This window comes from Shimia marina (assembly GCF_001458175.1).
GTDB classification, from domain to species: Bacteria; Pseudomonadota; Alphaproteobacteria; order Rhodobacterales; family Rhodobacteraceae; genus Shimia; species Shimia marina.
The window spans coordinates 1-12,467 of the sequence record NZ_CYPW01000018.1; the positions used below are offsets into that span (position 1 = coordinate 1).

Here is a 12,467-nt window from a genome sequence, read left to right on the forward strand (position 1 = left end):
CTGTTCGTCCGAAAATCTGCGTTTCATTGTCCATCCTTTGCTTGGACGGATTACTAACATCTCAATGGCCCGATTTCAGGGGGCTGGGTCATATTGGCAAAAAGTTGATCGAGGCGATGGAAACATGGATGCGCGCGCAGGGATACCGCGAGTGGAAGTCTATGGTTCATGACTTCAACCAGCATTCTCAAAACCTGATGATAGGTCAGGGAGCGCAGACATTGGGCCACCGGTATCGCAAAGAGTTTTAGCGCGCTGTTGGTTCGATCACTTCGATTTCGGCAGCGTCTGCTGTCATACCCTCTCCAGCGCGATCAAATCGCAGATAAGCCAATGCTTTGTCACCTGCCAGGCTGAGAAGTTTCCCCACCTCACGACCATCTTTGATGATGGGTGTGCCAAATGTGGTTTGACCCGAGACACTCACAAGTGCCAGCCCCTTGCGCAGTTCCGTTTTGTGTTTCATGCGGGCGGTCACCTCTTGCCCCACATAGCAGCCTTTGCGAAAATCCACGCCATTAAGTCGCTCAAATCCCATTTCCAGAATATAGCTGTTTTCGTCCAGCTCGGTGCCTGCGTTTGGGACACAATGCGTCACATAGATCTTTGTCCAGTCTATATCTGTCTCTGTAGGCACTGTGTCTCGATAGGCCCGCCATCCAAGTGCCGCGAGGCGCGGGTCGGCCGCGCCATCTTCGGGAGCAGGGCCTAAACCCCGGTGTAGGTGGAGATCTGTCGCCTCTATGGCAACGTCGGCGCGTAGTTTGTACATTGTCAGGCGCTGTTGCAGCATTTGTGCCTGTGCAGCGGAGACATCCAACAGAATGTCGTGCTCGTCTCGCTTCAGGAAAAAGTCCGCCAGGTATTTTCCCTGAGGGGTCAAGATCGCCGCATAGAGCAAGCCGTCATTCAGTCGATCCAAATCATTGGTAATAAGACCCTGCAGAAAAGACGAGGTGTCCTTGCCTGAAATGCGTAGGATGGTGCGGTCTGATGTGGTCATGACGGTGATCCTGTTCTTGCTCATGTTTGTCATATAGAAGCAATCGAGCCGTGCAACAGGGCAGGAGACAGAAATGCGTGCGCCTCTCAGTGTGATCATAGCCACGCTAAATGCAGAGGCTGAATTGCCGGCCTGTCTTTCGGCTTTGTATGAAGCCGTGCCCGCAGGTCTGTTGCGTGAGCTCATTATCGTGGATGGGGGATCGTCTGATCAAACATGTTTGATCGCTGATGAGGCAGGTGCGACCATTTTGAGAGCCGCGCCCTCCCGGGGTGGTCAGTTGAAGATAGGAGCTGAGGCGGCGAAAGGAGATTGGTTTCTGTTTTTGCATGCCGATACGATTTTGGAAGACGGCTGGACCGAGGTAATCCAGAAAAGCTTGTTGAGACCCGACACTGCAGCTTATTTTGCTCTGGCATTTAGAAATTCGGGTTTCGCGGGCAGCTGCGTGGCAAAATGGGCCAATTTCAGAAGCGTTGCCTTCAGACTTCCATATGGCGATCAAGGGTTGTTGATCTCGCGTAGCTTGTACAATGAGGTGGGTGGTTACCAAGACATTCCCCTAATGGAAGATGTCGCTATATCGCTCAAACTGGGGCGAAAGCGTTTGTCTGGCATTGCGTGCCACGCACATACGAGTGCGGAAAAGTATAAGTCTCAGGGCTGGTTGCGCCGTGGGAGGCGCAACCTGTGGATGCTGACCCGATATCTTTTTGGGGTGACGCCAGAGCGTTTGGCCGAGGAATACAGGCGAGGTTCGTAAGGTTTTCCTTTTACGAGCGACGAAACAGGCGTGTCAGAGTTCGAGAAAAGAGAGATTGAGACTCATCTGACGGCGTGAATGCCACATTTGAGACCGGTGACAGGGCGCGTTCTTCCGCGGTTGCCCCATCGGTTTTGAACTGGAGTTCATAGAGCTCTGCGTAGATCCCGCCACGCGCGATCAATTCGTCATGTGTCCCTTGGTCGACGACGACACCTTTGTCCATCACGAGAATTTTGTCCGCTTCACGTACCGTGGACAAACGGTGCGCAATCACGAGCGTTGTCCGGCCATGAGACAGCTTGTCCAGAGCGGCCTGGACCACTGTTTCTGAGCGCGTGTCCAGGGCAGAGGTCGCTTCATCAAGTAGCAGAATTGGTGTGTCGCGCAACAGGGCTCGGGCAATGACGACGCGCTGTCTCTGCCCGCCAGATAGATTTGTGCCGCGAGGTCCAACGTCTGTGTCCAGGCCGTCTGCAAGTTTCGGAAGAAAGTCGGTCACATGTGCCGCGTCAAGCACTTTCTGCAACTGGGCGTCGGTGACATTCGCCTGATCCAGAATAATATTTTCGCGCACTGTGTCATCAAAGAGCATGGCTTCTTGAGACACGACGGAGAACATCCCTCGCAAATCTGGGAGACTCATGTCGCTGTTTCTTATGCCGCCAATAGTGCTTGTTCCACTTTGAGGGTCGACCAGCCGAGTGAGTACATTGAAGAGAGTCGACTTGCCCGCGCCAGAAGCACCAACGATAGCTGTTGTCTTTCCGGCTTCCGCTACGAAACTGGTGCCATTCAGAACTTTTACATCGCCATAGGACAGGTGGACGTTGTCGAGCCTAATTTCTGGCGTGCCCTTTGGTGCGGAAAGCGTGGCTTGGGGAGATTGAATTGTGGGTTTCAGCTCAACCAGTTCTTTCAACCGTTCAATGGCCGCCGCCGCCACTTGCCAACGCCCAGAAAGCCCCGCAAGACGCCTCAAAGGTTCAAACATCATGCCAAGTGCTGTGAAAAAGCTCATGAACTGGCCAACCGTCTTTTCGCCAGCAACAATTTCACCGCCGCCATACAGTAACACACAGAAAAACCCCAAGCCGGCGGTAAAATCTACCATGGCGGCAATGGATGAGTTCCCGGCGGTTTCTCTTATTTGTGCACGCACGAATTTTTTGGTGGAAACACTGAAGCGGGTGCTTTGATAGCGCTCCAGCAGATTGAGCTTAATTGGGACGATTCCGTGAAACACTTCGTCCAGCAGAGTTGCGATCCGAGCGCCTATATCACGTGCCTCGCGCGCGCGCCGCCTTACAAAGCGTTGTGCCACGATTGAAGGCAGGACCAAAAGTGGCGTTCCAATGCAAGCGACCACAGTCCAACGCCAATCGACGCTTATTGCGACGACCAGAAGTGAGATGAGTGATATAAAATCTTTGCCCGCGCCTGTAATGAAAGCAGACCAAACACCGTTGATGCCAGCGACATCGGATTGAATGCGTTGGATCAGATAGCCCGGAGGATGTGTTTGGTGAAACGCATTGTCTTGCAGCATCATGCGGCCCAGAAGGTCTTTTCGCAGATCGGCGGAAGATTTTTGCGACGCGGCTGTCATCATGACTTTGTGGCAGATGCTCGTGACGCCTCTCACAAAGAAAATCCCAGCAAAAATGAACCCAACAGCCCAAAGCGCATTGGTGTTTCCGGGCGCAAAGGCTTGGTCAAACATCGGCTCCATCATCCAAGCAACAAGCCCCAGTGTCGCCCCTTCGATGGCCATCAAAAAGCTGGCGCCGACTAAGAGCCACTTGTAGCGATGCAAGTATTTGCGCCACAGCCAAGACAAAAGATATCCATTGTCCTGATGCGTTTCTTGGGTTTGTTCAGTCACGGGAAGGGCCCTTGCGGCTTTGAAGCGTTGCGACAACCTTTAACGCGCGTTTGTTACCGAAACCAGACAGAATAGGAGCGTTTCCGCATCTCTACAGTTTCCTAGCTGCCGGAGATTGACCGTAAAAATTAGGGCGATACTGTGCGGAAGAAAGTAACTTAGGGGTGAATGATGGATCTCACTAAAGGGCAACCTTACTTAGCGATTCCTGGGCCGTCGGTGATGCCAGAAGCCGTATTGCGTGCGATGCATCGGGGAGCTCCCAATATTTACGAAGGGGAGTTGATTGATCTCACCTACGGTGTTTTATCCGACTTGAAGATCGTCGCGGGCACGGTTCACAACGCAGCAATCTATATTGGCAACGGCCATGCTGCGTGGGAGGCTGCCTTAAGCAATGTCCTCTCGCCTGGTGATAAAGTACTGGTTCCCGCTGCAGGGGCGTTTGGTCATGGGTGGAGCGAAATGGCCGCAGGGCTGGGGGCGCAATGCGATGTTTTGGATTTCGGGCGTCGTGCGCCCATTGCCGCTGAGGTCGTCGCAGAGGCGCTACGAAATGACCCCACGCATGAAATCAAAGCGGTTCTGGCTGTTCATGTTGATACATCTACATCTGCCAAAAGCGATATTGCAGCTCTTCGAAGCGCGCTTGATGCCACAGGGCATCCCGCGCTCCTGATGGTGGATTGCATCGCGTCTTTTGGCTGCGATCGTTTTGAGATGGATCGTTGGGGGGTCGACGTCATGGTCGCCGCCTGTCAAAAAGGCCTTATGGTCCCGCCGGGTGTCGCGTTCGTCTTTTTTAATGAACAGGCCGCCAAACGACGCTCTGAAATAGAACGGGTCAGCCGATATTGGGATTGGCAGCCGCGCGCGAATCCGGAGCTTTACTATCAGCTGTTTTGCGGCACCGCGCCGACGCATCATATCTATGGGTTGCGGGTAGCTTTGGATATGATTTTGGCGGAAGGGCTGAACAATGTCTGGTTACGCCATGAAACGCTGGCTAAAGCAATTTGGGCAGCGGTGGAGGTGTGGAGCTCCGAAGGCCCCTTAGAGCTGAATATTGCTGATCCCGATGCACGCAGTCATGCTGTTACATCCCTCAGGGTTGGTAAGGAGCACGGTACAAGGTTACGTCGCTGGTGTCAGGATCAGGCTGGATTGACGCTTGGTATTGGTCTGGGGATGGCGACGGAGGAAGACCCCAACAGTGATGGTTTCTTCCGTTTTGGCCATATGGGGCATGTCAATGCGCAGATGATCATGGGATTGCTTGCAACTGTGCAGTCCGGGTTGATCGCGTTGGACATACCACATGGCTCCGGCGCAATTGAAGCTGCGGCCAGGGTGATCGCCGCGCGTTGAAAACGCTTTCATAGGCTTTAACGCTGTTCAAATGCGTGTCGTGGCCATCTGCGACACGTATGTACTAGGGGCGATGGTTTCGTATGTTATCCAACTTGTTGATGCCAGCATTGAGAATGACTGACAGAACCATCACTGGGGGTAAGCCCCACAAAACGAATATCAATACAAAAACCCACAGCAGATTTACAAAAGCCATTGCGAGGCAGGTCTTGGTATAATCTTCGACAGGTTGCACAGGGCGTGACATCGGGGCTCTCCTTCAAAACAGGATAGTTCCGAATCTTTTCACGGTTGGCCAAAAAAATCGTGAACAGCCTAAGAACACGGGTTAACTTGAAGAATGAAGGCCCGTCAGCACCTTGCCCAATGCGATGTCAAAGAGCCGGAGCTCCTCTTCTGGAGCGCAGCTCACGCGAATGCAGCGATTTTGGGGGGCGACAGCTGGCATGCGTACAAAGATCCCTTCAGATACCAGACCGTCGAGGATACGTTTTGCCCACATGCCATCACCGCCGCAATCGATTGCAACAAAATTCGTAGCAGATGGAAGAGGCTTCAAGCCGTGCTTTCTGGCAATGGCGGCAATGCTGTCACGCGAATTAGCCACGCAGTTTTTTGTGTGCTCTAGCCATTCGCCATCTTGTAGCGCTGCCAATGCGCCTGCTTGTGCTGCGCGGTTCATGCCAAAATGATTGCGAATTTTTTCAAAGGCGCGAATTGTATTGCGTTCGCCTAAAGCATACCCCACGCGTGCGCCAGCCAGGCCGTAGGCCTTTGAGAACGTGCGCATTCGGATGATGCGAGGATCGTTGATGGCGATGTTCGGAGCCGCGCCTTCTGGAGCGAACTCTATATAGGCTTCGTCCAGCAACAGGATACAGCCGTCAGGAATATTCTCAACCTGTGCCTTGATCTCGGCCCCAGAACTGACACTGCCCATTGGGTTGTCCGGATTGGCGAAATAAACAAGTTTTGCATCTACTTCTGCGGCCTTGAGAAGGAGGTTTGGCAGGCTTTCGGCATCGTCGATGTAGGGAACTTTGTGCAGAGCACCTCCAAAACCGGCGACGTGGTAGTTGAAAGTCGGATAGGCACCATCAGAGGTGACCACCGCATCTCCGGGGGCAATAAGAAGGCGCACGAGATATCCGAGCAGGCCATCAATGCCTTCTCCAACAACGATATTGTCTGAACCAATGCCATAATGTAGCGCCAGAGCTTGCCGCAGCTTATGGCTTTCCGGATCCGCATACTTCCAGATGTCGGCACTCGCGCGCTGCATGGCGGCGATGGCTTTCGGAGAGGGGCCAAAAATGTTCTCATTTGCGCCCATACGCGCTGCAAATGGATGGCCGATGGCGCGTTCTTGGGCTTCGGGGCCGACAAAAGGCACCGTGGCGGGGAGGCTGTTTGCCAAATTAGTAAAGCGTGGTCCGGTCATGGCCGGGAAGGTGACGCAATGGCGGGCAATGAACAAGAGAAAATGCCCTGACGTTAGGGTGGATTTCCTTGCAACCAAAAGGAACTGTGTCTGTCAAAGACCCAATCTGTGAGGAGGCAGACATGGCCCGTGTTTCTGTAGAAATTGAAAACCATATTGCGCGGGTGACATTGACCCGAGGCGATAAGATGAATGCGCTGGATCCTGAGATGTTGTCGGCTATTGCCGAAGCTGGAGAAAGCTTGATGGAGAACGACGACGTGCGCGTTGTTGTGTTGTCGGGGGAAGGGAAGGCCTTTTGTGCCGGCCTCGATATCATGTCTTTTGGTGCGATGGCGGGCAAAGATGCGGGCGACATGCTCTTGCCGCGGACGCATGGGAATGCCAACCTTTTTCAACAAGTTCCGCTTGTTTGGCGAAAGCTGCCGGTGCCTGTGATCTGTGCCATTCAAGGTGTGGCCTATGGTGGTGGCTTTCAGATCGCGCTTGGGGCGGATGTGCGCTTTGCAGCAGCTGACACCAAAATGTCGATCATGGAAATGAAATGGGGCATTGTGCCAGACATGGGCGGCATGGCGTTGCTGCCGCATCTGACACGGTCTGACGTCATTCGGAAGCTGACTTATACGGCTCAGTCCTTCAGCGTTGCACAGGCGGCTGAATGGGGGCTAGTCACAGAGGTTGTCGAAGACCCGCTTGGCGCAGCGATGGCTCTGGCAGAAGAGATTGCGATCAAAAGCCCCTCAGCAATCCGGGCCGCTAAGGCCTTGATTGAGTTTGCCGAAACCCATCAGCATGACGAAGACGCTGTTCTTTTGGAGGAAAGCCGGGTGCAGGCGGAGTTGATGGGGAAGCCGCATCAGATGGAAGTCATCGCGGCCAATCTTCAGAAGCGCGCGCCGGTTTTTAAATAGCGCCAGCTCTGAAAAATACGCGTCATGCCCATGAGTTGGGCATGACGCTTTTTGTGTTGGCTTAATTAAGCTCAGCGAGTTTCGCGAGGGCGGCCTTGATCTTGGCTTCCTCTTCTTCGCGCGCGGCCAGGTTTTCGCGTGCCTCAGCCACCACTTCATCAGGCGCAGAGGCCACGAATTTTGGGTTGTTGAGGCGACCGCGCAGGCCTCCGAGCTCTTTGGCAAGTTTGCCTAAGCCTTTCTCAAGGCGGGCTTTTTCCGCATCAATGTCGATGATGTCTGCCAATGGCAGGCCGAAGGTTGCGCCATCGACTGCCACGGTGGCGGTGCCTTTGGGGAAGGTGTCTACTTCTTCGAGAGAGACCACTCGGGCGATCTTGAAGATCAGGGCCTGATTGGCGGCAAAAGCGGCGCGGTTTTCTTCGGTGATCTGGCTCACAACCACGTCGATTTTAGCACCTGCGTTCACGCCCATCTGCGCCCGTACGGAGCGGATGCTGTCGATGACGGAAATCACCCAGTTCATCTCACGATCGGCTTTTTCATCCACAAAGTCAGAGGCTTGGTAGCTGGGCCAATCCGCGTGTACGAGCATTTTTGCACGGTCGCCAAGGTTGCCCCAGAGCTCTTCTGTGATGAAGGGCATGATGGGGTGCAACAGGATCAGGCACTGGTCGATGACCCAACGCATGGTCGCCTTGGTTTCGGCCACAACGGCAGCATCGTCGGAAGAGAAGAGCGGTTTGGAAAATTCCAGATACCAGTCACAGACTTTGCCCCAGACAAAGGCGTAAAGCGCGCTGGCGGCGTCGTTGAACCGGAAGCTTTCCAGCGCGGCATCCACCTCTTCGCGGACCTTGGCGGTCTCGCCGATGATCCACAAATTGGCGGTCTGTTTTACGTCGGTATCGCGTCGGTATTGCGACAGTGGGGTGCTGACCACCACATCGTCTTCGAACACACCGTTCATCTCGGCAAAACGGGCGGCATTCCAGAGCTTGGTGCCAAAGTTACGGTAACCCGCGATGCGTTGCATGTCGAGTTTGAGCACGCCGCCCAGTGCCGCCATGGCGGCTGAGGAGAAGCGCAGCGCGTCGGCGCCGTACTCGTCGATGATCTCCAGCGGGTCCATCACGTTGCCGGTGGATTTGGACATCTTCTTGCCCTTGGCATCGCGCACGAGGCCGTGCAGGTAAACCGTGTCAAATGGTATCTGATCCACCACCGCGAGCTGCATCATCATCATGCGCGCGACCCAGAAGAAAAGGATGTCCTGACCTGTGACCAGCGTGGAGGTCGGGAAGTATTTTGCCAGCTCGTCGGTCTGTTCCGGCCAGCCCAGCGTGCCGATGGGCCAGAGGCCGGAGGAGAACCAGGTGTCGAGCACGTCGGGATCACGCCAGACCGGGAAGACCAGTTTGAGCGGATCCTGATCCACCACATATTGCGCGAGGCTTTCGGCCAGAATGTGGATGGCTTCGTGTTTGTCCGTCACCTCAACCACTTTGGCGTTGTTCAGCGGCGCGGGGATGTTGGCGTTGTCGTTAAGGAACTGCGCGGCGACATCGTCAAAGCTCGCGGCACAGTGCATCACATTGCCCCGGTGCAGCATGCCGCCTTCGCCGAGCAAACGGCCCATTTCAACAAGATCGAGCGCGCCATTGGTCTCGTCGTCTTTGAAGTCCTCTGCGGATAGATCAAGACCGTACCAAACCGGGATCTGGTGGCCCCACCACAGCTGGCGGGAGATACACCAGGGCTCGATGTTTTCCAGCCAGTGGTAATAGGTTTTCTCACCGGATTCCGGCAGAATTTTCACGGTGCCGTCGCGCACCGCGTCCAGCGCCGGGCCAACAACCTTTTCTGCATCCACAAACCACTGGTCGGTGAGCATCGGCTCGATCACCACTTTGGAGCGGTCCCCAAAGGGCTGCATGATTGGTTTGTTCTCGACAAATGGGATCAGGATATCCGCGTCCCGGACTTGATCCGGGACCTCTTCGTCATCCGCGCGAGGCCCCGGCTCTGTGGCCGGGGCGGGGACCATAACGGCGAGGCCTTCGGCGGTGATCTGCTCGACCACCAGTTTGCGCGCTTCAAAGCGGTCCATGCCACGAATGTCATCAGGCACAAGGTTGATTGCGTCGGCCTCTGCCTCCGTCAGAATTTTTTCGCCTTTGGCCACGGCCATGGCAAGGGCCGCGGCGGCGGCGTAATCGTCGCCATCCGCGCGCATCGCGCCTTTGGTGTCCATCAGGCGGTACATTGGGATGCCGCCGCGCTTGGCGACCTGATAGTCGTTGAAATCATGCGCGCCGGTGATTTTCACCGCGCCGGAGCCAAAGTCTTTATCCGGATATTCATCGGTGATGATCGGGATCAGACGGCGGTGCTCTTTTGGTCCAACCGGGATCTCGCAGAGCTGGCCAATGATCGGCGCATAGCGCTCATCAGACGGGTGCACAGCCACAGCGCCATCGCCGAGCATGGTTTCAGGCCGCGTGGTGGCGATGGAGATATAGTCGCGCTCTTCTTCTAGCGTGACGTTGCCGTCCGCGTCTTTCTCGACGTAGGTGTAGGTGGCGCCATTTGCGAGCGGGTATTTGAAGTGCCACATGTGACCCGCAACTTCGATGTTCTCCACTTCGAGGTCGGAAATCGCGGTTTCAAAATGCGGGTCCCAGTTCACGAGGCGCTTGCCGCGATAGATCAGGCCCTTGTTGTACATTTCAACGAAGACTTTCAGCACCGCGTCGTGGAAGTTGCCGCCCGCCACATCCGCAGGCGCACCGGGCGCGCCGGACATGGTGAAGGCTTCGCGATCCCAATCACAGGACGCGCCAAGGCGCTTGAGCTGGTTCACGATGGTGCCGCCGCTTTCGCCTTTCCAGTCCCAGACCTTCTCAAGGAATTTCTCACGGCCCAGCTCGCGGCGGGACGGTTCCCCGGTTTCAGCCAGCTTACGCTCCACGACCATTTGGGTGGCGATGCCCGCGTGATCGGTGCCCGGCTGCCAGAGGGTGTCAAAGCCCTGCATGCGCTTCCAACGGATCAGGATGTCCTGAAGCGTGTTGTTAAAGGCATGGCCCATGTGCAAAACGCCGGTGACATTGGGGGGCGGGATCATGATGCAATAGGTGGAAGCACCTGGTTTGGCATTGGCTCCTGCGGTGAAGCAGCCTGCTTTTTCCCATGCGTCATAAAGCCGGCCCTCGGCCTCGGCTGCGTTGAAGGTCTTTTCCATCGCCATGTCAGATCTATCCCGGTAGAGTTGCTGGCGCTGTGTACCGTAAGGCTGACAAGCCGGAAAGGGCGAATTCCGGTTAAATAAGACGCTGCGTGGTAATCGGACGTATCTGTGTCGTGGTCTGAGACGTTGAATGGAGACTTCTGCAATCTATCCGCGGGGGCGATCCAATTTGGTGGAGAGGTGGATGAGGCTTTCGGAGCTTTTCACACCTTTGGCCTCCCCGATGTTGTCTAGAGTGTCGTCCAGCTCTGCGGTGCTGTCGGCGGCGAGTTGCACGATGAGGTCGAAACGTCCCGAACAGGTGTGCACAGATTCTACCGCAGGCAGGGATTTCAGGCGGTCCAGCACAGTTGGCCCAGCCCGCAGTTCAATTGAAATCAACGCTGTGGCGCGCAGGCGCGGGCGCGCGGCATCGCCAAGGCGCAGCGTGTAGCCAGCGATGGCACCTGAGGTCTCAAGGCGCTCAATCCGGGCCTGAACTGTTGTGCGCGCGAGGCCCAGTTTGCGCGCCAGAGTGGCCACGGGCGCGCGCGCGTTTTCTCCGAGCAGGGAGAGAAGTTGGGAGTCTGTTTCGTCAAGTTGCATGATTTTATCGTCATTATGCCGATGGAATTGCACTGTTTAGCGGGATTGCCACGTGAATGCGACCGAAAAACGCGAAATTCTGTGAGGAACAGGAATTGAGGTAGACTATGCGCAATGATCCGGCCCTCTGGCCTTCCCCGCTCTGGCATTTGAAGAAGTTCACACCAGATGCGCCGGTGTTGTATTTTGCGCCTGAGGTGCTGCAGGCGACGGCGCGCCGGTTTTTGGAAGGGTTTGACGGGCTGGTCACTTATGCGGTGAAGGCTAATGATCATGAGGCCGTTTTGAGCAATCTGGTGGGGGCGGGCCTGTCTGCCTTTGATGTGGCGTCTCCTTTGGAAATGGCGCGCGTACGAGCGGTCGCGCCTGACGCTGTGCTGCATTATCACAACCCGGTGCGCTCCCGCGCGGAAATTGCCGAAGCGGTGGGACATGGCATTGCAAGCTGGTCTGTGGATTGTCCGCGGGAATTGGAGAAACTGGTTGATGTGCCGCGACAGGGGACGGAGATTGCGGTGCGTCTGCGGTTGCCTGTGGCGGGCGCGGCTTATGACTTTGGCGAGAAGTTCGGTGCGGATCCGGATCTGGCTGTAGCGCTTTTGCGGCAGGCGCAGCAGATGGGGTTTGCGACCTCTCTGACCTTCCATCCGGGTACGCAATGTGCGGATCCTCAGGCTTGGGCAGTTTACATCGTGGAGGCCGCTGATGTGGCCAAGCGGGCGGGCGTGACTTTGCAACGCCTCAATGTGGGCGGTGGGTTTGCGGCGCATCGCAGTGGTGTGGCGCCGGATTTGGAGGCGATTTTTGATCGTATCGCGCAGGAGACCCAGCGCGCGTTTGGGGGGAATGCCCCCAAGCTGGTCTGTGAACCGGGGCGGGCCATGGTCGCAGAGGCCTTTACTTTGGCAGTGCGGGTAAAAGCCGTTCGGGACAGTGCTGTTTTTCTCAACGATGGGATCTATGGGGCGTTGACGGAGCTGAGAGACATTGGCGTTCCGGATCGCATCAGCGTGGTGCGCTCTGACGGGAGGTCGGTGACCGGAGAGAACGTGGGCAAAGTGGTATACGGCCCGACCTGTGACAGTCTGGACAGGTTGCCGGATCCTGTTGCCTTGCCAGCGGATATTGAAGAGGGGGACTTCGTGATGATCCGCGCCATGGGGGCCTATTCGGCCAGCCTGTCCACAGGCTTCAATGGCTATGGTTTGCAGCAAATGACGACTGTCGCCGCGTTGTAAGACTTTCGGCGCTCTGG

Annotated in this window: 10 protein-coding genes; 5 read left to right on the forward strand and 5 right to left on the reverse strand. The window is 55.8% G+C overall.

Features of this window, described 5'->3' with window-relative positions; translation table 11 throughout:
- On the forward strand, window positions 1–251 hold a 251-nt coding region (locus SHM7688_RS20040; RefSeq protein WP_058239727.1), incomplete at its 5' end, for a GNAT family N-acetyltransferase.
- Here SHM7688_RS20040 and ygfZ read toward each other — a convergent pair.
- The gene (gene ygfZ, locus SHM7688_RS09585; protein WP_058239728.1) at window positions 248–1,003 is read right to left on the reverse strand and encodes a CAF17-like 4Fe-4S cluster assembly/insertion protein YgfZ; all 756 of its coding nucleotides are present in this window, start codon (window positions 1,001–1,003) and stop codon (window positions 248–250) included. The two genes, SHM7688_RS20040 and ygfZ, sit on opposite strands and share 4 nt — an antisense overlap.
- Before the next feature lie 73 nt (window positions 1,004–1,076).
- Between ygfZ and SHM7688_RS09590 the strand changes: the two genes are divergently transcribed.
- Window positions 1,077–1,766: a TIGR04283 family arsenosugar biosynthesis glycosyltransferase gene (locus SHM7688_RS09590; RefSeq protein ID WP_058239729.1), complete on the forward strand. Its 690-nt coding sequence runs from the start codon at window positions 1,077–1,079 to the stop codon at window positions 1,764–1,766.
- 10 nt (window positions 1,767–1,776) lie between these two features.
- Here SHM7688_RS09590 and SHM7688_RS09595 read toward each other — a convergent pair whose 3' ends face one another.
- Complete coding sequence (locus SHM7688_RS09595; RefSeq protein WP_223229269.1) at window positions 1,777–3,651, reverse strand: ABC transporter ATP-binding protein; 1,875 nt, start codon at window positions 3,649–3,651, stop codon at window positions 1,777–1,779.
- A gap of 171 nt (window positions 3,652–3,822) precedes the next feature.
- Between SHM7688_RS09595 and SHM7688_RS09600 the strand changes: the two genes are divergently transcribed.
- Window positions 3,823–5,019, forward strand: a complete 1,197-nt coding sequence (locus SHM7688_RS09600; protein WP_058239839.1) for a pyridoxal-phosphate-dependent aminotransferase family protein — start codon at window positions 3,823–3,825, stop codon at window positions 5,017–5,019.
- A 331-nt stretch (window positions 5,020–5,350) separates the two neighbouring features.
- On the opposite strand, the gene SHM7688_RS09610 is transcribed toward SHM7688_RS09600, so the two are convergent.
- Window positions 5,351–6,463, reverse strand: coding sequence for a pyridoxal phosphate-dependent aminotransferase (locus tag SHM7688_RS09610; RefSeq protein ID WP_058239840.1), 1,113 nt, complete (start codon window positions 6,461–6,463; stop codon window positions 5,351–5,353).
- Between the two features lie 122 nt (window positions 6,464–6,585).
- Between SHM7688_RS09610 and SHM7688_RS09615 the strand changes: the two genes are divergently transcribed.
- Window positions 6,586–7,377 carry a crotonase/enoyl-CoA hydratase family protein gene (locus tag SHM7688_RS09615; RefSeq protein ID WP_058239731.1) on the forward strand — a complete coding sequence of 264 codons (792 nt, stop codon included), beginning with the start codon at window positions 6,586–6,588 and terminating at the stop codon, window positions 7,375–7,377.
- Between the two features lie 61 nt (window positions 7,378–7,438).
- Here the strand turns inward: SHM7688_RS09615 and SHM7688_RS09620 are convergent, their stop codons facing one another.
- The gene (locus tag SHM7688_RS09620) at window positions 7,439–10,627 is read right to left on the reverse strand and encodes a valine--tRNA ligase (RefSeq protein ID WP_058239732.1); all 3,189 of its coding nucleotides are present in this window, start codon (window positions 10,625–10,627) and stop codon (window positions 7,439–7,441) included.
- Between the two features lie 147 nt (window positions 10,628–10,774).
- Window positions 10,775–11,212: an Lrp/AsnC family transcriptional regulator gene (locus tag SHM7688_RS09625; RefSeq protein ID WP_058239733.1), complete on the reverse strand. Its 438-nt coding sequence runs from the start codon at window positions 11,210–11,212 to the stop codon at window positions 10,775–10,777.
- Between the two features lie 107 nt (window positions 11,213–11,319).
- Between SHM7688_RS09625 and SHM7688_RS09630 the strand changes: the two genes are divergently transcribed.
- Entirely contained in the window at window positions 11,320–12,450 is a 1,131-nt protein-coding gene (locus tag SHM7688_RS09630) for a type III PLP-dependent enzyme (RefSeq protein ID WP_058239734.1), read from the forward strand.
- Window positions 12,451–12,467: the final 17 nt, after the last annotated feature.